The 21,868-nt window shown below is 66.3% G+C and carries 20 protein-coding genes and 1 pseudogene; 15 read left to right on the top strand and 6 right to left on the bottom strand.

Translation table 11 applies throughout. From position 1 onward, the window contains the following. Nucleotides 1-27 precede the first annotated feature (27 nt). A complete protein-coding gene (gene lipB, locus GW587_RS03485; protein WP_371875537.1) occupies nt 28-774 on the bottom strand; it encodes a lipoyl(octanoyl) transferase LipB in 747 nt (248 codons plus the stop codon). Continuing rightward, nucleotides 723-1,343, bottom strand: a complete 621-nt coding sequence (gene yfcF / locus GW587_RS03490; RefSeq protein WP_166098528.1) for a glutathione transferase — start codon at nt 1,341-1,343, stop codon at nt 723-725. The genes lipB and yfcF overlap by 52 nt, the downstream gene beginning before the upstream one ends. A gap of 122 nt (nt 1,344-1,465) precedes the next feature. Here yfcF and gcvA point away from each other — a divergent pair, with 122 nt between their 5' ends. Beyond that, on the top strand, nt 1,466-2,365 hold the full coding sequence (gene gcvA / locus GW587_RS03495; RefSeq protein WP_166098530.1) for a transcriptional regulator GcvA: 900 nt from the start codon (nt 1,466-1,468) through the stop codon (nt 2,363-2,365). Here gcvA and GW587_RS03500 read toward each other — a convergent pair whose 3' ends face one another. From GW587_RS03500 to GW587_RS03510, 3 genes are all read right to left on the bottom strand, one after another. Continuing rightward, entirely contained in the window at nt 2,366-2,641 is a 276-nt protein-coding gene (locus GW587_RS03500) for a DUF493 family protein (protein ID WP_166098532.1), read from the bottom strand. A gap of 101 nt (nt 2,642-2,742) precedes the next feature. Beyond that, nucleotides 2,743-4,638 carry a DUF6600 domain-containing protein gene (locus GW587_RS03505; protein ID WP_166098534.1) on the bottom strand — a complete coding sequence of 632 codons (1,896 nt, stop codon included), beginning with the start codon at nt 4,636-4,638 and terminating at the stop codon, nt 2,743-2,745. Nucleotides 4,639-4,723: 85 nt separating this feature from the next. Next, nucleotides 4,724-5,365: a LysE family transporter gene (locus GW587_RS03510; RefSeq protein WP_166098537.1), complete on the bottom strand. Its 642-nt coding sequence runs from the start codon at nt 5,363-5,365 to the stop codon at nt 4,724-4,726. 152 nt (nt 5,366-5,517) lie between these two features. Here GW587_RS03510 and GW587_RS03515 point away from each other — a divergent pair, with 152 nt between their 5' ends. The 14 genes and pseudogenes from GW587_RS03515 (at nt 5,518) to GW587_RS03580 (ending at nt 21,082) form a co-directional block, all read left to right on the top strand. Beyond that, the gene (locus GW587_RS03515) at nt 5,518-6,456 is read left to right on the top strand and encodes a DUF808 domain-containing protein (RefSeq protein WP_166098540.1); all 939 of its coding nucleotides are present in this window, start codon (nt 5,518-5,520) and stop codon (nt 6,454-6,456) included. 61 nt (nt 6,457-6,517) lie between these two features. After that, nucleotides 6,518-6,961, top strand: coding sequence for an inner membrane protein YiaA (gene yiaA, locus GW587_RS03520; protein ID WP_166098543.1), 444 nt, complete (start codon nt 6,518-6,520; stop codon nt 6,959-6,961). 52 nt (nt 6,962-7,013) lie between these two features. Next, complete coding sequence (locus tag GW587_RS03525; protein ID WP_166098546.1) at nt 7,014-9,119, top strand: EAL domain-containing protein; 2,106 nt, start codon at nt 7,014-7,016, stop codon at nt 9,117-9,119. 126 nt (nt 9,120-9,245) lie between these two features. Beyond that, nucleotides 9,246-10,874, top strand: a complete 1,629-nt coding sequence (locus tag GW587_RS03530) for a methyl-accepting chemotaxis protein (RefSeq protein ID WP_166098549.1) — start codon at nt 9,246-9,248, stop codon at nt 10,872-10,874. Between the two features lie 5 nt (nt 10,875-10,879). Beyond that, the gene (hemN, locus tag GW587_RS03535) at nt 10,880-12,292 is read left to right on the top strand and encodes an oxygen-independent coproporphyrinogen III oxidase (RefSeq protein ID WP_166098551.1); all 1,413 of its coding nucleotides are present in this window, start codon (nt 10,880-10,882) and stop codon (nt 12,290-12,292) included. A gap of 7 nt (nt 12,293-12,299) precedes the next feature. Beyond that, complete coding sequence (locus GW587_RS03540) at nt 12,300-13,169, top strand: sulfite exporter TauE/SafE family protein (RefSeq protein ID WP_166098554.1); 870 nt, start codon at nt 12,300-12,302, stop codon at nt 13,167-13,169. Further along, nucleotides 13,148-15,718 (top strand): heavy metal translocating P-type ATPase, encoded by a 2,571-nt coding sequence (locus GW587_RS03545; RefSeq protein ID WP_166098556.1) that lies wholly within the window; start codon nt 13,148-13,150, stop codon nt 15,716-15,718. Before GW587_RS03540 ends, GW587_RS03545 begins: the two co-directional genes overlap by 22 nt. Then, a pseudogene (gene ccoS, locus GW587_RS31150) lies at nt 15,718-15,870 on the top strand (cbb3-type cytochrome oxidase assembly protein CcoS); the annotation flags it as partial. The gene GW587_RS03545 and the pseudogene ccoS, both read left to right, overlap by 1 nt. Nucleotides 15,871-16,027: 157 nt before the next feature. Further along, a complete protein-coding gene (ccoN, locus tag GW587_RS03555; RefSeq protein WP_166098561.1) occupies nt 16,028-17,449 on the top strand; it encodes a cytochrome-c oxidase, cbb3-type subunit I in 1,422 nt (473 codons plus the stop codon). A gap of 12 nt (nt 17,450-17,461) precedes the next feature. Then, nucleotides 17,462-18,076, top strand: coding sequence for a cytochrome-c oxidase, cbb3-type subunit II (gene ccoO, locus GW587_RS03560; protein WP_166098563.1), 615 nt, complete (start codon nt 17,462-17,464; stop codon nt 18,074-18,076). A 1-nt stretch (nt 18,077) separates the two neighbouring features. Continuing rightward, nucleotides 18,078-18,245 carry a cbb3-type cytochrome oxidase subunit 3 gene (locus GW587_RS03565; RefSeq protein ID WP_166098566.1) on the top strand — a complete coding sequence of 56 codons (168 nt, stop codon included), beginning with the start codon at nt 18,078-18,080 and terminating at the stop codon, nt 18,243-18,245. Next, the gene (ccoP, locus tag GW587_RS03570) at nt 18,238-19,197 is read left to right on the top strand and encodes a cytochrome-c oxidase, cbb3-type subunit III (protein ID WP_166098568.1); all 960 of its coding nucleotides are present in this window, start codon (nt 18,238-18,240) and stop codon (nt 19,195-19,197) included. The genes GW587_RS03565 and ccoP overlap by 8 nt, the downstream gene beginning before the upstream one ends. Further along, on the top strand, nt 19,194-20,573 hold the full coding sequence (gene ccoG, locus GW587_RS03575) for a cytochrome c oxidase accessory protein CcoG (RefSeq protein WP_166098570.1): 1,380 nt from the start codon (nt 19,194-19,196) through the stop codon (nt 20,571-20,573). Before ccoP ends, ccoG begins: the two co-directional genes overlap by 4 nt. A gap of 11 nt (nt 20,574-20,584) precedes the next feature. After that, a complete protein-coding gene (locus GW587_RS03580; RefSeq protein ID WP_166098572.1) occupies nt 20,585-21,082 on the top strand; it encodes a FixH family protein in 498 nt (165 codons plus the stop codon). Here the strand turns inward: GW587_RS03580 and fnr are convergent. Further along, nucleotides 21,079-21,837 (bottom strand): fumarate/nitrate reduction transcriptional regulator Fnr, encoded by a 759-nt coding sequence (fnr, locus tag GW587_RS03585; RefSeq protein WP_166098575.1) that lies wholly within the window; start codon nt 21,835-21,837, stop codon nt 21,079-21,081. The genes GW587_RS03580 and fnr overlap by 4 nt on opposite strands. Between the last annotated feature and the right edge of the window lie 31 nt (nt 21,838-21,868).

The raw sequence follows: 21,868 nt of genomic DNA on the forward strand, positions 1-21,868 counted from the left end.
CTGCGTGCCCTCGCGGGCATGGTTAGTTTATTCGTGTGTTGCCAGAATACGGATCAGTTCGTCGGCCAGCTGCTGTTGTACATCGGACAGCATTGCCTGCGCGCCAACGGTGCGCATGTCGACTGTTTCCAGTCCGGCATAGCCGCATGGATTGATCCAGGAAAACGGGGCCAGATCCATCGCCACATTCAGCGACAGCCCGTGATAGGTGCAGCCGTTGCCGCGCACTTTCAAGCCGAGCGCGGCGATCTTGGCGCCCTGCTTCGGTCCGCCGGCCATATAGATGCCCGGCGCGCCGTCGACGCGCTCACCGACGAGATTATACGCCGCTAACACATTGATGATCGCCTGCTCGATTTTATTGACGAATTGGCGCGCGTACAGCTTGCCGCCCGGCTTGTTGCGGCGCAGGTCGATCAGCAGGTAAATCACCACCTGGCCGGGGCCGTGGTAGGTGACTTCGCCGCCACGGTCGGTCTGCACCACCGGGATCGCCGACGCGCCCGCCAGCAGGTGGCCACGGTCGGCGCCCAGGCCCAGCGTGAACACCGGCGGATGCTCGACGATCCACAATTCGTCGCGGCTGTCGGGCGTGCGGGCGTCGGTGAAGGCGCGCATCGCGGCGAAGGTGCTGTCGTATTCGGCGCGGCCGAGGTGGCGGATCAGGGCCGGCTCGGTGCTGCGCGCGGCTTCGGTTAGGGACGTCATGCCGCCATTATAAATCAGCCCGGCTGGTGGCGCTCCAGCCACTGCCGCACCGACGGCCGCCGCCATTGGCCGGCGGCGTAGTCCTTCAGCGCTTGCGGCACCGGGTCGCCGTTGGCGATCAGGCGTTGCAGCATCGTCGCCAGGTCGACATCGGCCAGGCACCAGTCGCCGAACAGGTTGGGGCCGCGCACCAGCTGGCCGGCGACGTGGAGCAGCTTGGCGGCGGCGGCCTGGGCGGCCGGCGTCAGCGGAGCGCAGGCTTTGCCGAAGAACACCGTCTCGGTATCCCGCTCGACGCGCAGCGGCGCCAGGTCGCTGCGCAGCCAGGCTTGCACCTGCCGCGCCTGGGCGCGCTGGCGCTTGTCCTTCGGGTACAGCGCGAGGTATTCCGGCGGCGGAAAGCTGTCCTCCAGGAATTCCGTGATCGCGCTCGACTCGGTCAGCACAAATTCGCCTTCGACCAGCGCCGGCACCCTGGCGGTCAGGGCGCGGTCAGCATAGTCGCCGCGTTGCTCGCCGGCTTCCAGATCCACCGTCTTCAGGGTGAACGGCAGCCGTTTTTCGGTCAGCGCCACAAAGGCCGACAGCGCGTAGGGGCTGGTGAAAAGGCTGTCGACGTACAGTTCAAAAGGCATGGCGGCTCCGTTATGTGTAGATTTATTCACATGGTAAACCTTGCCTAAGTCCCTGTATAACGTTATATTTTCGCGATCCTTGCTAATTTTATTCACATAGTTATCCACAGTTCGCCGAGCCCATGAGCGCCAGCCGACGCCTGCCCAATTTTTCCGCCCTGCGCGCTTTCGAGGCGGCCGCCCGCCACGAAAACTTTTCGCGGGCGGCGGAAGAGTTGCATCTGACGCATGGCGCGATCAGCCATCAGGTCAGGGCGCTGGAGGAGGAGTTGGGCCGGCAGTTGTTCGTGCGCAACGGCCGGCAGGTGAAGATCACCAGCGACGCGCTGCGGTTTGCCCAATTTCTCGGCAAATCCTTCGCCGATATCGCCATCGCGGCCGATGCGATGCGGGCCGCCAGCATCAACCAGCGCTTGACGGTGTCGTCGGTGCCGTCGGTGGCGGCGCGCTGGCTGGCGCCGCGCTTGGGGCGGTTTATCGAGCTGTACCCGGATATCGAGGTGGTGCTGCAATCGAGCGCGCAATTGCAGGATCTGGCGCGCGACGGTATCGACGTCGGCATCCGATTTGGCCGGGGCAACTATCCGGGACTGGTGGTGGAGCGCTTGATGGGGGACGTCTACTATCCGGTAGTGAGTCCGCACTATCGCGGTGGACAGCTTCCCGCCTCACCGGAGGACTTACGGAGACATACGCTGCTGCGCTCGGTGGAGCCGTGGTCGCCGTGGCTACGCGCGGCCGGGGTCGATCTGCCGGAGCCTGCCGGCGGTTTGCTGTTCGATGATTTGTCGCTGCTGATCCGTTCCGCCGTGGACGGCAACGGGGTGGCGTTGGTGCGCCATCTGGTGGCGGTGCAGGAGATCGCGTCCGGTCAGCTGACGCGGCTGTTCGACATCACCACGCCGTGCCCGGACGATTATTTCTTCGTCTCGCCGCCGGGGTCGGTCGGCAAGCCGCAGGTGCGGGCGTTCCGCGACTGGCTGTTGGCGGAAATCGCCGCCTTCCAGCGCCAGCCCGCTTGATTACATGACGATCTTGACCATCGGATGGTCGGACAGTTCGGTGTACAGCGCGTCAAGCTGTTCGCGGCTGATGGCGCGCACGGTCACGGTCAGGCCGGTGTAGTTGCCCTTGGCCGAAGGACGCACTTCCATCTTGCCTTCGTGGAAATCCTTGTCGTGCTTTTGCACCACCAGCACGATGGTCGGGGCGAAGTCGATATGAGTCGGGCCCATCACCTTGATCGGGAAGTCGCTCGGGTACTCGATGAGGGACTCTGACGGCGGGATCGCTTGCATATTCATTCCAATCAAAAAAAACCGGCGACGCCAACGCGGCGCCACCGGACTCTATTGTAGCCAATTCAGCCGGGACCCGAAGTGCGAGTTCCCGGACCGGCTTATTGCAAGTTCTCGCGGCGGTTGCTGTCGCCACCGTTGTGACGGCGCTCCGACTCCCGGCGCTGCCCGGCGTCGCGGTTTTCGCGCGGGGCCGGCTGCGCGGCCGGCGTCGGCGCGGGTGCTGGCTGCGCCGGGGCGGCGACCTGCCGCCCAGGTTGCGGCTGCGGCGTCGGCGCCGTGAACTGGCGGGGCTGCTGCGGCTGGATCACCGGCTGCGGCTGCGGCAGTTGCTGCGGTTGCTGCATCGGCTGCGGCTGCGCCTGCAACGGCCTCGGCTCCTGCTGCGGACGCTGGCGGCGGCGGTTGTCGTCATCATTGCGATCGAAGCGATCGCGATCCCGCCCGTTCGGCGACACCTGCAACGACGGCGCCGTCCCCGTCGGCTGGTTCTGCTGCGGATTGAAGCGCGGCCGCACATCGACCCGCACATCGTTCGGATTGATGGTCTGCGCCGGCGCGTCGCGTCCGCCGAACTGGCCCGGCGCCAGCGTGGTCAGCGGCTGCTGGCGGCCCGGCGGCTGCGCCGACACCGTGACCGGCTGCGACGGCGCGGTGATCACCCGGCCCGGACGGTCGTTGCGGTCGTTGCGATCATTGCGCTCGAAGCGATCCGGACGGCCATCGCCATCCCGGTCCCGATTGGTGCCGAGCACGCGCCCCGGTGCGGACGGCTGCGGCGGCGCCACCGGCGCCACATTGCGCACCTGGTTACCCGTCGGAATAAATGGCTGCCCTCGATTCACCTGCACCGAGCGGCGGCCCTCGAACTGCGAGCGCGGCAACACGGTCAAGCCGTCGCGGCGCTCATCGCGGTCGTTTCCGCGCGGCGTGAATGGCTTGCCGTTGTGGGTCCACGTCATGCGCCGCTCATAGTCGGACGACACGCGGTAGCCCGGCACGAAACGCTCGCGCGGCGACAACGGGAACCAACCCAGCCCCGGCCCATGATTATTATGCGCGAAGCCGTCGCCGCCGACCCAGCCGACCAGCGCCGGCGCCCATACCGGACGCCCGGCCGGACGACCCGGCGCCCAGCCCCAGCGGCGGTTGACCATCACCCAGCGGCCGTAATGCGATGGCGCATAGCCCCACGGCGCGTTGTCGACCCAGGTCCAGCCCCACGGCGCCAGCCAGATCCAGCGGCCGTCGCGATACGGCGCCCAATCGGCGGCCACGTTGCGCGGCGTCCACAGCGTGCCGTATTCGGCGTCCTCGGACCAGCTGCCGTTGCGGTCCAGCTCCTCGTAGCCGGTCATGCCGCTGGAGACGAAGCGGGTAGCGGTGGCGGTCTGGTCCTGGCGGTCGCGCTCCTCGGCCCAGATGTCGAAGCCATCGCGCCGGGCGACGTTGGTGCGCACGTCCTCGCTGGTGACGTCGACATGGCGGCCGGTGTTCACCGTCACCGACGAACCGGCGCCGTCGACCCGCGCGGTGCCGGCCAGCACGCTGATCTGGCTGGTGTCGGCGACGCGGTCGGCGTCGACCCGCAACACGCCCGGCTCGATCATGGTGATGCGCGCCTGCGGCGTGGTCAGTTCGAAGTCGCGCAGCAACTCGGGGCTGCGGATGTGGATGCTGACGCTGCCGTAGTTCAGGCGCAGCCTGAGCAGGTCGTCATCCATCCCGGTGATTTCCAGGTCGGAGTCGCCGTCGACCCGCACCGCCGTCGAACCGACGCGGAACTCGGTGCGGCCGCCGGTCGCGGTGTTGATGTGATTGTCGGCGGTCACCGGCCAGTTCAGCGACACCGCCACCGGCTCATCGTCGCCGACCAGCGTGACCTGGCCCTGGACGCTGGAGATGCGTCCCACCACGGCCGGCGGATCGGCCAGCGCCCAGGCGCTGGCGCCGGCCAACGCGGCCAACAGACAAAAATGGATGATCTTGCGGTTCATTGCGGCACTCCTCTGGTTATCTTGATTTAACGCCGCAAGTCCGCATCCGACTACAAGGCTTACACGGAGTTACAAATCTGCAAATTCAGGTCGCTGCGGCGCCGCGCTTGACGAAGAACAGCGCCGCGCCGATCGCCATCAGCAGGCCGCCGAACACCCGGTTCTGCTTCTTGACGGCGCCGGCGTCGCGGAAGAAGCGCTGCATCGACGATGCCAAAAAGGCGTAGCTATGCATCACCACCAGGTCGATGCAGCACATGGTCGCGGCCAGGATCAGCAGTTGCGGCAACAGCGGATGGCCCTGGGTAATAAACTGCGGCAGCACGGCCACCATGAAGATAATCCCCTTGGGATTGGTCGCATTGGTCAGGAAACCGGTCAAAAAGCGTTTTTTCACGGTCGGCACCACAACGTCCGCCTGCGATTCCTGCTGGCCGATGCTGACCTTGGCGCGCCACTGGCTCAAGCCCAGGTAGATCAGATACAGCGCGCCGACCGTCTTGACGATGTTGAACGCCAGCTCCGAGGCCATCAGCAGCGAGCCGACGCCCGCGCCGGCGATGAAAAAGATCAGCAGCAGGCCGGTCTGCAGGCCCAGGATGGTGGCGCTGGCGCGGCGCACGCCATACGACAGTCCGTGCGACATCGACAGCACCGCGCCGGAACCGGGCGAAATGGCGATGATGCAGGCGGCGACAAAAAAGGTGAACCAGGTGGCGAAGCTCATACTCATCCCATTCGAACGGCGGCAGCACCATGCTGCGCGGCAATCCACATTGTACCGGCGCTATGGTTATCGCGGCGCGTCCGGCATGGGTTAATATTGCTTATCAACCAAGGAGCCGCCATGACCCACACCACCCGAGAAGGAACCCGCTGATGGCCGGTTCCAGCCTGTTTGCCCTCATCGACGACATCGCGTCCATTCTCGATGACGTCGCCGCCATGAGCAAGGTGGCGGCCAAGAAGACCGCCGGCGTGCTCGGCGACGACCTGGCGCTGAACGCGCAACAAGTCTCGGGCGTGCGCGCCGAGCGCGAACTGCCGGTGGTGTGGGCGGTGGCGGTCGGATCGCTGAAGAACAAGGCGGTGCTGGTGCCGGCCGCGCTGGCGATCAGCGCCTTCGCGCCGTGGGCCATCACGCCGCTGCTGATGGTCGGCGGCCTGTACCTGTGCTTCGAGGGCTTCGAGAAAATCGCCCACGGTTTCCTGCACGGCGACGAGGACAAGCAGCACAAGAGCGAGCTGACCGAAGCGCTGGCCAATCCCGAGGTCGACCTGGTGGCGCTGGAAAAGGACAAGATCAAGGGCGCGATCCGCACGGACTTCATCCTGTCGGCGGAAATCATCGTCATCGCGCTCGGCACGGTGGCGGACGCGGCGTTCATGCAACAGGTCACGGTGGTGATCGGCATCGCGCTGGTGATGACGGTCGGCGTGTACGGCATCGTCGCCGGCATCGTCAAGATGGACGACGCCGGCCTCTACCTGAGCCAGCGCGGCGGCGCGGCGGTGCGCGGCTTCGGCCGGCTGCTGCTGGCGGCGGCGCCCAAGCTGATGAAATTGCTGTCGGTGGTCGGCACGGCCGCCATGTTCATGGTCGGCGGCGGCATCCTGACCCACGGCACGCCGGGCGCGCACGACATCATCCACCACGCCACCGAAGCGGCGGGCGGCGTGCCGGCCATCGGCCCGGTGCTGGGGTTCGTCACGCCGAGCCTGCTCGACGCCGTGGCCGGCGTGATCGCCGGCGCGCTGGCGCTGCTGGTGGTGATGATGGGCGGAAAATTATTGAAAATGATCAAGAAACCAAGCTGAATGATCTGATAACATCCGCAGACGCATGTTTCCCGCATGCACCTAACCAACAGGAGCCCACATGGCACAACCCTTATCCAACGGACCCACCGCCGCCTTCGTCGGCGCCTCCTGGCTGGCGCTATGCGCCGGCGCCGCGACCTACCTGATCGGCCTGTGGAACGCCACCATGCCGCTGAATGAAAAAGGCTATTACTTCACGGTCCTGATGTACGGCCTGTTCGCCGCCGTGTCGCTGCAGAAATCGGTGCGCGACCGCGCCGAGGCGATCCCGGTCAGCGGCATGTACTTCGGCCTGTGCTGGATGTCGCTGCTGCTGGCCATCCTGCTGCTGAGCGTGGGGCTGTTCAACGCCACCCTGGCGCCGAGCGAAAAAGGCTTTTACGCCATGTCGTTCGTGCTCAGTTTGTTCGCCGCGGTGGCGGTACAAAAGAATGTGCGCGACCTCGCCGCCGTCAAACACCTGGGCGACAAGCACGCCACGGCCGAATCGACGACAAATTAGGGAACTTTGGTTCATACTATCGCTCTAACGGAATGATGTTGGAGCTGCGGATATGGACCATATACAGCGACATTTACTCATGGCGCTCGATGCGGCGCGCATGTCGATCTGGGACTCAAGGCTCAGCGACGGCAAAGTCATCGATAGCACCGTCAACTGGGACAGGCCGGGCGCCAGTCTGCTCGGCCTGTCGGTCGGCGACCGGGCCCAACCCTTCAGCACCTTCCTGCAATTCGTCTTCCCGGACGACCGCGACACCCTGCTCAGCACCATGCAGCAGGCGGTCGACGACGGCACCGGCTACGAGGTCGAGTACCGGGTGGTCTGGGAAGACCAATCGCTGCACTGGCTGGCGGCCAAGGCCCATGTGTTCAGCGACGAGGACGGCAAGCCGGTCAGCACGCTGGGCATCGTCTGGGACATCACCGCGCGCAAGCAAGCGGAGCATTCCAGCGCGCGCGTGCGCGAGATGGCCGCCGCCACGCTGCGTTCGATCGGCGAGGGCGTGATCACCACCGACGAACACGGCAAGACCAACTACCTGAACCGCATCGCCGAGCAGCTGACCGGCTGGGGCAACGACGACGCGCGCGGCATCGACATCGGCACCACGCTGCACCTGGTCGACGAGGCCAGCGGCGCGGCCTCGGAACACGTGGCGCTGCAATGCCTGCGGCTGCACCAGACGATCGACGTGTCGACGCAAAACCAGCTGGTCACGCGCGATGGCCGCCGCATCTCGGTGGAGGAATCGGCCTCGCCGATCTGGGCCGACGATGGCGAACTGATGGGCGCGGTGGTGGTGTTCCGCGACGTCAGCCACGAGCGCAAGCTGGCCAAGCAACTGTCGTGGAACGCCAGCCACGACACTCTCACCGGCCTGATCAACCGACGCGAATTCGAAGTGCAGATCGCCAACGCGCTACACAGCGCCAAGCAGGACAACCACGTCCACGCGCTGCTGTACATGGACCTGGACCAGTTCAAGATCGTCAACGACACCTGCGGCCACAGCGCCGGCGACCTGCTGCTGCAACTGCTGTCGAAGATGCTGCAGACGCAGATGCGCGACAGCGACATCCTGGCCCGCCTCGGCGGCGACGAGCTCGGCGTGCTGCTGCCGCACTGTCCGCCGGACCAGGCGGCGCTGATCGCCGACGGCCTGCGCCAGTCGGTGAAGAACTTCCGCTTCGTCTGGGACGACCACACCTTCGAGCTGGGCGCCAGCATCGGCGTGGTCGAGATCAACCACAACAGCAAGTCGATGACCGAGCTGCTGATCGCCGCCGACCAGGCCTGCTACCTGGCCAAGGAGCGCGGCCGCAACCGGGTCCACGTGTACCAGGAATCGGACCTGCGGCTGGCGCGCCGCCAGGGCGAGATGCTGTGGGTGTCGCGCCTGAACGAAGCCTTCGAGCGCCACTATTTCCGGCTGTACGCCCAACCGATCGTCGGCCTCGGCGCGCACGTCGACGTCCACGACGAGGTGCTGATCCGAATTCAGCCGGCCAAGGGCGACCTGATCCTGCCGGGCGCCTTCATCCCCGCCGCCGAGCGCTACGACATGATGACCGCGATCGACCGCTGGGTGATCCGCGCCGTCTGCCACCACGTGCGCAGCGTGCGCGAGAGCCTGAGCGAGGAACAGGCCTACATCGCCGACCGCCAGCCCATGCCGGCGCAATACTCGGTCAACCTGTCCGGCACCTCGCTGGGCGACGAAGGCCTGCACGACTACATCGTCGAACAATTCGTCGAGCACGACATCGCGCCCGAGCAGATCTGCTTCGAGATCACCGAGACCGCCGTGATCGCCAACCTGCTCAAGGCGCAGGACTTCATGGCCGGGCTGAAGGCGCTGGGCTGCCGCTTCTCGCTGGACGATTTCGGCAGCGGCCTGTCGTCGTTCGCCTACCTGAAGGCGCTGCCGGTGGACTTCCTCAAGATCGACGGCGTGTTCATCCGCGACATCGCCCACAACGCGATCAACCGGGCGATGGTCAAGGCGATCAACGAGGTCGGCCACGTGATGGGCATCAGCGTGGTGGCCGAATACGTCGAGGACGAACCGACGCTGGAAGTGGTGCGCGAGCTGGGCCTGGACTACGCCCAGGGCTACGCGGTCGGCTCGCTGCGGCCGCTGACGGTCGGCGATTGAGGGAGCTTCGACTATCCGAACCCAATCCGGAGAATTTTGATCTACATCAATAAATTTGCGGGGAGGACTACGTAAACTGACTGCATCTATTGCGATACAGCAATAAAAACAGCCGGAGCTTACGTCATGCGCAACAATCAACCCGTCACCAATCGCGAAGTGGAAGTGCTGGACGACCAGGCCATCGTCTCGAAAACGGATTTAAACGGCAACATCACCTACATCAACCCGTACTTCACGCAGATCAGCGGCTTCACCGAGGAGGAACTGAAGGGCGCGCCGCAAAACATCGTGCGCCACCCGGACATGCCGTCCGAAGCCTTCGCCGACCTGTGGGCCTCGATCAAGGACGGCACGCCGTGGACCGGCATCGTCAAGAACCGTTGCAAGAACGGCGACCACTACTGGGTGCGCGCCAACGTCACGCCGATCCGCGACAACGGCAAGACCACCGGCTATATGTCGGTGCGGGTCAAGGCCAGCCGGCAACAGATCGCCGACGCGGAGCACGCTTACCGCGCCATGCGGACCGAGGCCAGCCACGGCATCCGCATCAAGAACGGCCAGGTGATCCGTCCCGGCGTCGGCACGCTGCTGTCGCGGCTGAGCCACGTTTCGCTGGGCATGCGCATCTGGCTCGCCACCAGCGTGGTCAACGTGCTGCAGGTCGCGGTCTGCGCCGCCACGCTGTGGGAAGGCCACGGCGCGCACAACTACGCCATCTTCGGCGCCACCTTCGCCGGCCTGCTGATCAACGTCTTCCTGTGGTACACGCTGCGCGTGTCGGTGCTGCAACCGCTGGACCGCGCCTTGCAGGGCGCGCGCGCGATCGCCGCCGGCGACCTGTCCGGTTCGTTCGACACCGAGGCCACCGACGAGGTCGGACAGCTGCTGCGCGCCTTGCAGCAAATGAACAGCAACCTGATCGCCACCATCCGCGACGTGCGGGTCAACGTCGAAGCGATGGCGGTGGCCACGCGCCAGATCGCCGCCGGCAACGCCGACCTGTCCGGCCGCACCGAGGCGCAGGCCGCCAGCCTGGAGCAGACCGCGTCCAGCGTCGAGGAATTCTCGTCGACCGTCAAGCAAAACGCCGACAACTCGGCGCAGGCCAACCTGCTGGCGCGCAACGCGTCCGACGTCGCCGTGCAGGGCGGAGAGATTGTCGCCGACGTCATCGCCACCATGGACGAGATCAACAGCTCGTCGCGCAAGATCGTCGACATCATCGGCCTGATCGAAGGCATCGCCTTCCAGACCAACATCCTGGCGCTGAACGCCGCCGTCGAGGCGGCGCGGGCCGGCGAACAGGGACGCGGCTTCGCGGTCGTGGCCGGCGAGGTGCGCAACCTGGCCCAGCGCAGCGCCACCGCCGCCAAGGACATCAAGAACCTGATCGACGTTTCGGTCGGCAAGGTCAGCGCCGGCATGGTGCAGGTCGACCGCGCCGGCGCCACCATGAAGCAGGTGGTGGCCTCGGTGCAGCAGGTGACGGCGATCATGAACGAGATCTCGGTGGCCTCGCGCGAGCAAAGCATCGGCGTCGACCAGGTCAACTCGGCCATCGCCCACATGGACCAGGTGACGCAACAGAACGCCGCGCTGGTCGAAGAGGCGGCGGCGGCCACCGCCAGCCTGGCCAACGAAGCGGGCGGCCTGACGCAGGCGGTCAGCCTGTTCAAGTTCGGCCCGGCCCGCCACTCCTCGCGCGCCGTGCGCGCACCGCAAGCACCATTGAAGCGACTGGCCGCGTGAACATCATGAACACCGCCTTTCCCGCCGTTGAATTCGACGCCGCCATCATCGGCAAACTCAGCCAGTCGGGACCACGCTACACCTCGTACCCGACTGCGGACCGCTTCCAGAACGATTTCGGCTACGGCCAGTTCCTGGAGGCGGTGGCCGGCCTGCGCATGCGCCGCAGTCGCCGGCCGTTGTCGCTGTACATCCACATTCCGTTCTGCGACACCATCTGCTACTACTGCGGCTGCAACAAGATCGTCACCAAGGACCACGGCAAGGCCGCAACCTATCTCGGCTACCTGAAGCAGGAGATCGCCATGCAGGGCCGGCTGTTCGACGGCATGGGGCAGATCGAGCAGCTGCACTTCGGCGGCGGCACGCCGACCTATCTCAGCGATCGCCAGATGGGCGACCTGATGGAGCATCTGCGCGCCAATTTCGATTTCGCGCCGGACCAGCAGGGCGAGTATTCGATCGAGATCGATCCGCGCACCGTCAGCCCCGGGCGCGTGCACAGCCTGCGGGTGCAGGGCTTCAATCGCATCAGCCTGGGCGTGCAGGATTTCGATCCGGAGGTGCAAAAGGCCGTCAACCGCATCCAGCCGGAGGCGCAAACCCGCCTCGTGATGGACGCCGCGCGCGACGCCGGCTACCGCTCCATCAGCATCGACCTGATCTACGGCCTGCCGAAGCAGAGCCTGACCAGCGTGGCGCGCACGCTGGAGCAGGTGATCGCCGCCGATCCGGACCGCATCGCGCTGTACAACTATGCGCACATGCCGCATCTGTTCAAGCCGCAGCGCCGCATCGCCGAGGCCGATCTGCCGACGCCGGCGGTCAAGCTGGAGTTGCTGGCCTTGTGCATCGGCCGGCTGTGCGCGGCGGGCTATGTGTATATCGGCATGGACCATTTCGCCAAGCCGGACGACGAGCTGGCGGTGGCGCAGCGCCAGGGACGTTTGCAGCGCAACTTCCAGGGCTATTCGACGCGTGCGGAATCGGAATTGATTTCCTGCGGCGTTTCGGCCATCAGCGCGGTGGGCGCGACCTACAGCCAGAACGAGAAGTCGCTGGACGGCTATTACGCGCAGCTGGATGCCGGCAGGCTGCCGATCGTGCGCGGTATCAAGCTGGAGAACGATGACTTGATACGCCGCATCGTGATTCAGAAGTTGATGTGCAATACCGAGTTGTCGATTTCGTCGATGGAGCAGGCGCATCCGATCCAGTTCGCGCGCTACTTCGAGGCGGAATTGGCGCAGTTGAAGCCGTTCGAAGCGGAAGGGCTGCTGACCATCGATCCGCAGTGGATCACGGTGACGCCGAAGGGGCGTCTGCTGATTCGCAATATCTGCATGGTGTTCGACCGCTACCTGAGCCTGGCGCGCGAAAACGCCCCGCAGCCGCTGCGCTACTCCAAGACGATCTGAGGCCGATATGAAAGCGTTGCAGTTGTTGCCTGTGTTCGTGGTCGGCATGGCGGGCAGCATCCACTGCGTCGGCATGTGCGGCGGCATCGTCGGCGCGCTGGCCGCGACGGCGCAGCCAAACCGCGCCGCCAGAACCACCGCGCCACGCGCGATGGGCCAGGTTCGCACGGCGGGAAAGACGGGCGCGGCAACGGGGGCGAGAGCCGGGAAGGCGCGGGAGGCGGCGGCGCCCGATCGCGCCACCATTCCCATCGCGCGCGCGGCGACGAACGCGCTGTCGCACGTCCTGGCCTACAACGCCGGCCGCGTCGGCAGCTACATGCTGGCCGGCGCGCTGGCGGGCGGCGTGGCCGGCGGCGCGCGTGACCTGATCGCGCTGGCCGGCGTGCAGGCCGTCTTCTACTGGCTGGCCAACCTGATGCTGATAGCCCTCGGCCTGCACCTGATGAACGCCTGGCGCGGCCTGGCCGTGCTGGAGCAGGGCGGCCGCGTGCTGTGGCAGCGCGCCCAGCCGGCGATGGCGCCGATGATGCGCTCCCTGCTGCCCGCCGACCAAGCACACAAAGCCTTCGCCCTGGGCGCGCTGTGGGGCTGGCTGCCCTGCGGCATGGTCTACAGCGCTCTGGCCACCGCGATGCTGAGCGGCTCGACCGCAAGCGGCGCGGCGGTGATGCTCGCCTTCGGCCTTGGCACGCTGCCGATGCTGACCGGCCTCGGCCTGCTTGGCGCGCGCCTGCAACGCGCCATGCAAAAGCGCCCGGTGCGTATTGGCTGCGGCCTGCTGGTGCTGGCCTTCGGCATGATCGGCCTCGCGCGCGCGACGGGCAACCTGACGCCCGAATGGATGGACACGCTATGCCTCACACCACACCCTTGAACACGGCCGAACCGGCCACCTGCCACCACTGCGGCCTGCCGCTGCCGGCGCCACAGCCCGCGCCCCTCGGCCCCGCCCCATCCCCACGCGCCGCCACCGGCCGACCTGCCCGCGCCGACGGCCCACCCGCGCGCGACGATGCAAAACTGTCCAACCGCGCCGCCGCCAGCCTGATCGTCCGCATCGACGGCATCGACCACGCGATGTGCTGCCCCGGCTGCGCGGCGGTGGCGCAAACCATTGTCGACCTCGGCCAGCAAAGCTACTACCGCGACCGCACCGCCTACGCCGCCAGCGCCGAGGGCGCGCAGCAGCTTCCGCCCGAACTGCAACTGTACGACAACGTCGACCCACGCTTCGCCGTCGATGCCGACGCCGACAGCCGCGAATCCACCTTCACCGTCGAGGGCCTGCGCTGCGCCGCCTGCGTGTGGCTGATCGAACAGCGCCTCAACACACTGCCCGGCGTGCAAGCGGCCCAACTCAACGTCGCCACCGAACGCCTGTACGTCCGCTGGCGAAGCGACGCCTGCCAACCGGGCGACATCCTCGCCGCGCTGCACATGATCGGCTACCCCGCCTACCCCTACGAAGCCGGCCGCCACGCTCAGCAGCAAGCCAAAGCCGCCCGCACACTGGGCCGCCAACTGTTCGTCGCCGGCCTCTCGATGATGCAGGTGATGATGTACGTCGCCCCCGCCTACCTGGCAGAAGCCGGCACGCTGGACGCCAACATGGCGACGCTGATGCGCTGGGCCAGCCTGCTGCTGACGCTGCCAGCGATCTGTTACTCGGCGCAACCGTTCTGGCGCGGCGCCTGGACCAGCCTGCGCGCCCGCACCCTCGGCATGGACGTGCCGGTGGCGCTCGGCATCGCCGCCGCCTTCGGCGCCAGCGTGCACGCCACGGTCGGCGGCCACGGCGAGGTCTGGTTCGACTCGGTCACCATGTTCATCTTCCTGTTGCTGTGCAGCCGCTACCTGGAACTGCGCGCCCGCCGCAAGGCCGGCGCCGCGCTGGAACGGCTGCAACATGCGCTGCCCGCATCGGCCACGCTGCTGGAAAATTATCCGGCCAGCCGCGCCGCCACCGTCGTGCGGGCCGCCGCGCTGGCTGTGGATAACATCATCGTTATCAAGCCCGGCGAAGCGGTGGCCGCCGATTGCGTCATCATCGAGGGCAGCACCAGGCTCGACCTGTCGCTGCTGAGCGGCGAAAGCGCCCCGGCCGCCAAGCAGCCAGGCGACGCCATCCCCGGCGGCGCCATCAACGCCGGCAGCGTCATCCTCGCCCGAGTGAGCCGCCGCGCGCAGGACAGCACCCTGTCCGACCTGGTCAAGCTGATACACCGCGCCGGCGGCGACAAGCCGCGCATCGCGCTCTGGGCCGACCGCGTCGCCGCCTGGTTCGTCGCCGGCCTGCTGCTGTTCGCGCTGGCCGCGTTCGGCGTCTGGTACTGCATCGACGGCTACAGCGCCGCGCGCGCCTGGCCGATCGCGATCGCGGTGCTGGTGGTGTCCTGCCCGTGTGCGCTGTCGCTGGCGACGCCGACCGCGCTGGCCGCCGCCACCGACAAGCTGCTGCGGCAAGGCGTGCTGATCACCGGCGCGCAAACACTGGAGACGCTGCACCGCGCCACCCACGTGGTACTCGACAAGACCGGCACCCTGACCTACGGCCGCCCGGTGTTGCGACGGATCGCAGCGTTGAGCGCGATGCGCGCCGACTTTTTCCTGCAAGTGGCGGCAGCGCTGGAAGCGCAAAGCGCGCACCCGCTGGCGCGCGCGATCACCACCGCCGCCGACCAGGCCGGACGCGAGGACTGGCGCGCGACAACGGTGCAGGAAACGCCCGGCAGCGGCCTGGAAGGCACGGTGCACAACCGCCGCTACCGCCTCGGCAACGCCCACTTCGTCGCCGCGCTGAGCGGCCCGCCGCCGCCGCACGACATCGGCGAGGGCGTCACCCCGGTCTATCTCGGCGCCGAAGGCCAGTGGCTGGCCTGCCTGCATCTGCAAGACGGGATAAGGCCCGACGCACAAGCGACGGTCGACTACTTCCGCGATCACGGCAAGACGGTGGTGCTGCTCAGCGGCGACCATGACGTGCTGGCGCGTCGCGTCGGCGACCAGCTCGGCATTGAGACCACGGTCGGCGGCTATCTGCCGGCCGACAAGCTGGACTTCGTGCAGCAGCTGCAGCGGCGCGGCTGCGTGGTGGCGATGATCGGCGATGGCATCAACGACGCCGCCGTCATGGGCGCGGCCGACGTCTCGTTCGCGATGGGCGGCGGCGCCGCGCTGGCGCAGGCGCATGCCGACGCGGTGCTGCTCAACGGCCGTCTCGGCGCGGTGGCCGATAGCGCGCGTGTGGCCGCTAGCACCATGCGCGTGATCCGGCAGAACCTGGTCTGGGCCGCGGTCTATAACGTGGTGGCGATACCGGCCGCCGCGACCGGCTTGCTGAACCCGTGGCTGTCCGGCGTCGGCATGGCGCTCAGTTCGGCGGTGGTGGTGGCCAACGCGCTGCGCTTGCGCGGGAGCGATTGATGGAAGCCTTGTACCTGCTGATTCCGCTCAGCGTGGCCGCCGTGTTCGCCGCGTTGTGGGTGTTCTTCCACGCTTCCGACGACGGCCAGTTCGACGACCTGGTCGGCCCGGCGCTGCGCGTGTTGCAGGACGACGATCGCAGCGCCACCCCGCACGGCGATACGGGGTCGGACCCCTCGGGGTCCGACCCTGAGCGCAAGCCTCGGGGTTCGCCTCCATCCGGCAAATTTTGATCCACATCAAAGTTTTTTGACGCCCCAAAACGTAACCTTTGATCCAAATCATCAAAGTGTTCTGGGGAGAACTGAATTGGAACAAACGTACAACTACAAGGTCGTGAAGCAATTCGCTGTCGCGACGGTAGTCTGGGGTGTGGTCGGCATGCTGGTCGGCGTCATCATCGCCGCCCAGCTGGCCTGGCCGGCGCTAAACCTGGACATACCCTGGCTGACCTACGGCCGGCTACGCCCACTGCACACCAACGCCGTGATTTTCGCCTTCGGCATCTGCGGCCTGTTCGCCACCTCGTACTACGTGGTGCAGCGCACCTGCCAGGTGCGGCTGTTCTCGGACAAGCTGGCCGCCTTCACCTTCTGGGGCTGGCAAGCGGTCATACTCAGCGCGGTCGTCACGCTGCCGATGGGCTACACGCGCGGCAAGGAATACGCCGAGCTGGAATGGCCGATCTCGCTGCTGATCGCCGTGGTCTGGGTCTCGTACGCGATCGTCTTCTTCGGTACGCTGATCAGGCGCAAGGTCAAGCACATCTACGTCGCCAACTGGTTCTTCGCCGCCTACATCATCGCCGTCACCATCCTGCACGTGGTCAACGGCGCGGTGATGCCGGCGTCTCTGTTCAAATCGTACTCCGCCTACTCCGGCGTGCAGGACGCGATGATCCAGTGGTGGTACGGGCATAACGCGGTCGGCTTCATCCTCACCGCCGGCTACCTGGGCATGGTGTACTACTTCATCCCGAAGCAGGCGGAACGTCCGGTGTACTCGTACCGCCTGTCGATCGTGCACTTCTGGGCGCTGATCTTCACCTACATGTGGGCCGGCCCGCACCACCTGCACTACACCGCGCTGCCGGACTGGACGCAATCGATCGGCATGGTGTTCTCGCTGGTGCTGCTGGCGCCGAGCTGGGGCGGCATGATCAACGGCATGATGACCTTGTCCGGCGCCTGGCACAAGCTGCGCACCGACCCGATCCTGAAGTTCATGATCGTCTCGCTGTCGTTCTACGGCATCGCCACCTTCGAAGGTCCGATGATGTCGATCAAGACCATCAACTCACTGTCGCACTACACCGACTGGACCATCGCCCACGTGCACGGCGGCGCGCTCGGCTGGGTCGGCTTCATCACCATGGGTTCGATCTACTACCTGCTGCCGCGCCTGGCGAACCAGCGGAAGATGTACAGCACCCGGCTGATCGACCTGCACTTCTGGGTCGCCACCATCGGCATCGTGCTGTACATCGCCGCGATGTGGATCGCCGGCGTGATGCAGGGCCTGATGTGGCGCGCGGTCAATCCCGACGGCACGCTGACCTATAGCTTCGTCGAAGGCGTCAAGGCCACCTACCCGTACTACGTGGTGCGCCTCGGCGGCGGCCTGTTGTACCTGAGCGGCATGTGCGTCATGGCCTGGAACACCTGGATGACCTTGCGTAACCGCGAGACCGCCGTGGCGCGCATTCCCGCGCTGGCCGCCGGTCACGCCTGATTCGGAGCAGATATGAAATTTTCCCACGAGTGGATCGAAAAAAACCCCTGGCTGCTGATCGCGCTGGTGACGCTGGTGATCAGCGTCGGCGGCGCGGTCGAGATCGTACCGCTGTTCTTCCAGAAGTCCACCACCGAGCCGATCGCCGGCCTCAAGCCTTACTCGCCGCTGCGGCTGGCCGGGCGTGACATCTACGTGCGCGAAGGCTGCTACAACTGCCACTCGCAGATGGTGCGGCCGTTCCGCGCCGAGACCGAACGCTACGGCCACTACTCGGTCGCCGGCGAGTTCGTCTACGACCGGCCGTTCCAGTGGGGCTCCAAGCGCACCGGTCCTGACCTGGCGCGCGTGGGCGGCCGCTACAGCGACGAATGGCACCGCACCCACCTCAACAATCCGCGCGACGTGGTGCCGGAATCGAATATGCCGAACTACCCCTGGCTGGCCAGGACCGCGCTGGTGCCGGCCGAGATCGTGCCGAAGATGAACGCGCTGCGCCGTCTCGGCACGCCGTACACGGAGGCCGAGGTCGCCGCCGCGCCGGACCAGCTCAAGGACAAGACCGAAGAAGACGCCCTGATCGCCTACCTGCAAGGCATGGGCACATTAATCAAGACGAGGAACTAGCATGGCTATCGACAACCTGTTTGACCGCGCCAGCAGCGTGATGACGGTGATCTCCTTCATCACGTTCATGGGCATCCTGTGGTGGGCCTTCGTCCGCAACAAGGAAGCCGATTTCGCGGCGGCGGCGCAACTGCCGTTCGCCGACGACGAGGAGCACGGCCATGGCTGATTTCACCAACGGCTTCTGGGATTGGTACATCGTCCTGCTGACCTTGCTGGGCATCGTCGGCTGCGGCGTGCTGCTGTTCTCGCAGGCGAAGGTCAGGCTGGCCAAGGCCGCCGACGGCACGGTGGGTACGACCGGCCACGTCTGGGACGAAGACTTGAGCGAGCTGAACACGCCGATGCCGCGCTGGTGGATGTGGCTGTTCTACATCACCATCGTGTTCGCGCTGGCCTATCTGTTCCTGTATCCGGGACTCGGCACCTACGCGGGCAAGCTGGGCTGGAAGTCCAGCGGCGCCTACCAGGCCGAGCTGAAGCAGGCGGAAGCCGACTACGGCCCGCTGTTCGCCAGATACCGCAAGCAGGATCTGCGCGCGGTCGCATCCGATCCGCAGGCGCGCGCCATCGGCGAACGGCTGTTCCTGACCTACTGCGCGCAATGCCACGGTTCCGACGCGCGCGGCAACAAGGGCTTCCCCAACCTGACCGACAACGATTGGCTGTTCGGCGGCTCGCCGGAAACCATCAAGGAAACCATCCTGCACGGCCGGGTCGGCATGATGCCGCCGATGGGCGCCGCGCTGGGTTCGGACAAGGATGTGGAGAACGTCGCACACTATGTGCTGAGCCTGTCCGGCTCGACCGCCGATCCGATCAAGGTGGTGTTCGGCAAGGACAAGTTCGGCGCCTGCATGGCCTGCCACAGCGCCGGCGGCAAGGGCAACCAATTGCTCGGCGCGCCCAACCTGACCGACAAGATCTGGCTGTTCGGCGGCAGCATCGAGACCGTCAAGGAAACCATCAACAAGGGCCGCACCACGACCATGCCGGCGTTCCAGGACTTCCTCGGCGACGACAAGGCGCACGTGCTGGCGGCCTATGTCTGGGGCTTGTCCAACGATCCGGGCAAACCGGCGCCAGCCACCGAACCGGCCGCCGTCGTCGCTGAAAAATGAGCGAGCAGCAAGTCATCAGCATGTATGCGGCGCGCGAGGAGATCTATCCGCGCGAGGCCAAGGGACGCTACGCCCGCCTGCGCTGGCTGTTCGTCTGGCTGACGCAGCTGGCGTTCTACGGCGCGCCTTGGTTGCAATGGAACGGCCGCCAGGCGCTGTTGTTCGACCTGGGCGCGCGCAAGTTTTACATCTTCGGACTGGTGCTGTGGCCGCAGGACTTCATCTACCTGGCGCTGCTGCTGATCATCTGCGCCTACCTGCTATTCCTGGCGACGGCGGTGGCCGGCCGGGTCTGGTGCGGCTTCGCCTGCCCGCAGACGGTGTACACCGAAATCTTCCTGTGGTTGGAACGCAAGATTGAAGGTCCGCGCAGCGCCCGCATCGCGCTCGACCGGCAGCCGCCGTCGGCCGCCAAGTTCGCCAGGAAATCCGCCAAGCATCTGGCCTGGGGCGCGGTGGCGCTGTGGACCGGATTTACCTTCGTCGGCTACTTCACGCCGATCAAGCTGCTGGGCATGGAGGTGTTCAGCCTGGCCTTCGGCCCGTGGGAGTGGTTCTGGGTGCTGTTCTACGCCTTCGCCACCTACGGCAACGCCGGCTGGATGCGCGAGCAGGTGTGCAAGTACATGTGCCCCTACGCGCGCTTCCAGAGCGCGATGTTCGATCCGGACACGCTGATCATCACCTACGACGCCAAGCGCGGCGAGCCGCGCGGTCCGCTGTCGAAAAATGCGCATGGCAACGGCGGCTCCTGCATCGACTGTACGCTGTGCGTGCAGGTGTGCCCGACCGGCATCGACATCCGCAACGGCCTGCAATACGAGTGTATCGGCTGCGCCGCCTGCATCGATGCCTGCAACGGCGTGATGGACAAGCTCGGCCAGCCGCGCGGGCTGATCCGCTACAGCACCGAGCGCGCGCTGGATCGGGGCTACACGCCGACCGAGATCCGCCGCCGCACGCTGCGCACGCGGGTCAAGGTCTACAGCGGCATCCTCGTGCTGATCGTGGCCGCGACCGGCGCCGCGCTGTGCTGGCGCGTGCCGCTGAAGCTGGACGTGATCCGCGACCGTGGCGCGCTGGGCCGCGAAGTCGAGGAGGGCATGATCGAAAACGTCTACCGCCTGCAGATCATGAACACTTCGGAGCAGGCCCACGTCTACCGCATCGGCGTCAGCGGCCTGCCGACGCTGGAGCAGCAGACCGCGCAACTGGTGCGGGTCGAGGCGACCGAGACCCTGGCCTATCCGATCCGGCTGCGCACCGCGCACGGCGTCGGCCGGCCCGGCTCGAACAAGATCGCGATTGAACTGAGCGCAGTCGACGATCCGTCGCTGTATGTGAAAGAAGCGGCGGTGTTTTTCGTGCCGCGCTAAGGAGAAACAACATGGTCTTTAATCATCCCGCCGTCACGCCATGGTGGAAACAACGCTGGCCCTGGCTGCTGATGCTGGGCCCGGCCGTGGTGGTGGCCGGCGGCGTCTTCACCGGCTGGCTGGCCTTCAACAACCAGGACGCGCTGGTGGTCGGCGATTACTACAAGCAGGGCAAGGCCATCAATCAGGACTTGCGGCGCGATCAGGTGGCGGTCGCGATGGGTGTGTCGGTGGCGCTGGGCTACGACGCCGCCACCGGCGTGCTGTCGGGCCGGATCAACCGCAAGGATACCGGGCCGCTGCTGCTGCACCTGTCGCACGCGACGCTGCCGGAGAAGGATATCAAGGTGGTGCTGAAGCCGGACGCCGACGGCGTGTTCCGCGTCGACCTGCCGATGCTGGAGCGCAGCCGCTGGATCGTGCTGGTGGAAGGCGCGCGCCGCGACTGGCGCCTGGCCGGCACCTGGACCTGGCCGGCCCAGCGCGGCGTGGCGCTGCTGGCCGATTAGTTGCAGGTCTGCGAGCCGGCGGCGACGGCCTTGAGCCGGGGCGGATCGAGCATCTCGATCTCGCGGTTGCTGACCCGCAGCAGCGCTTCCTTCTTGAACCTGGACAGCAGGCGGCTGATGCTCTCGATGGTCAGGCCCAGGTAGTTGCCGATCTCCTCGCGCGACATGCGCAGCTGGAAGGTGTTCGGCGAATACCCGCGCGCCTCGTAGCGCGACGACAGGTTGACCAGGAAGGCGGCGAAGCGCTGCGTCGCCTGCATATTCCCCAGCAACAGCATGACGCTTTGCTCGCGGGTGATCTCCTGGCTCATCATGCGGTGAAAATGGCGCAGCAGGGTCGGCATGTCGCCCAGCAGCTGCTGCAAGGTCGAGAACGGGATCTCGCACACCTCGCTGTCCTCCAGCGCCACGGCGGTGCAATGGTGCAGGTCGGTGCTGATGGCGTCCATGCCCAGCAGCTCGCCCGCCATCTGGAAGCCGGTGATCTGCTCGACGCCGTCCTGGCTCACCTGGCACGTCTTGAAGTGGCCGAGCCGGATCGCGTACAGGTTCTGGAACGTGTCGCCGATGCGGAACAGGTTGGCGCCGCGCGCGACCTTGCGGCGGCGGCCGATGATCTGGTCCAGCCGCTCCATGTCCTTGTCGTCCAGTCCCATCGGCAAACAGAGCTGGTGCATGCTGCAGGTGGCGCAGCTTGCCTTCAGCACGTCGATCGTGACGCCGGGGATCACCAGTGAGGGAAGTTCTCTTATCATGCGGCCAGTGTAGCCCATCGACCGGCTATTT

Origin of the sequence: Duganella aceris, assembly GCF_011090165.1 — a bacterium.
Lineage (GTDB): Bacteria > Pseudomonadota > Gammaproteobacteria > Burkholderiales > Burkholderiaceae_D > Rugamonas > Rugamonas aceris.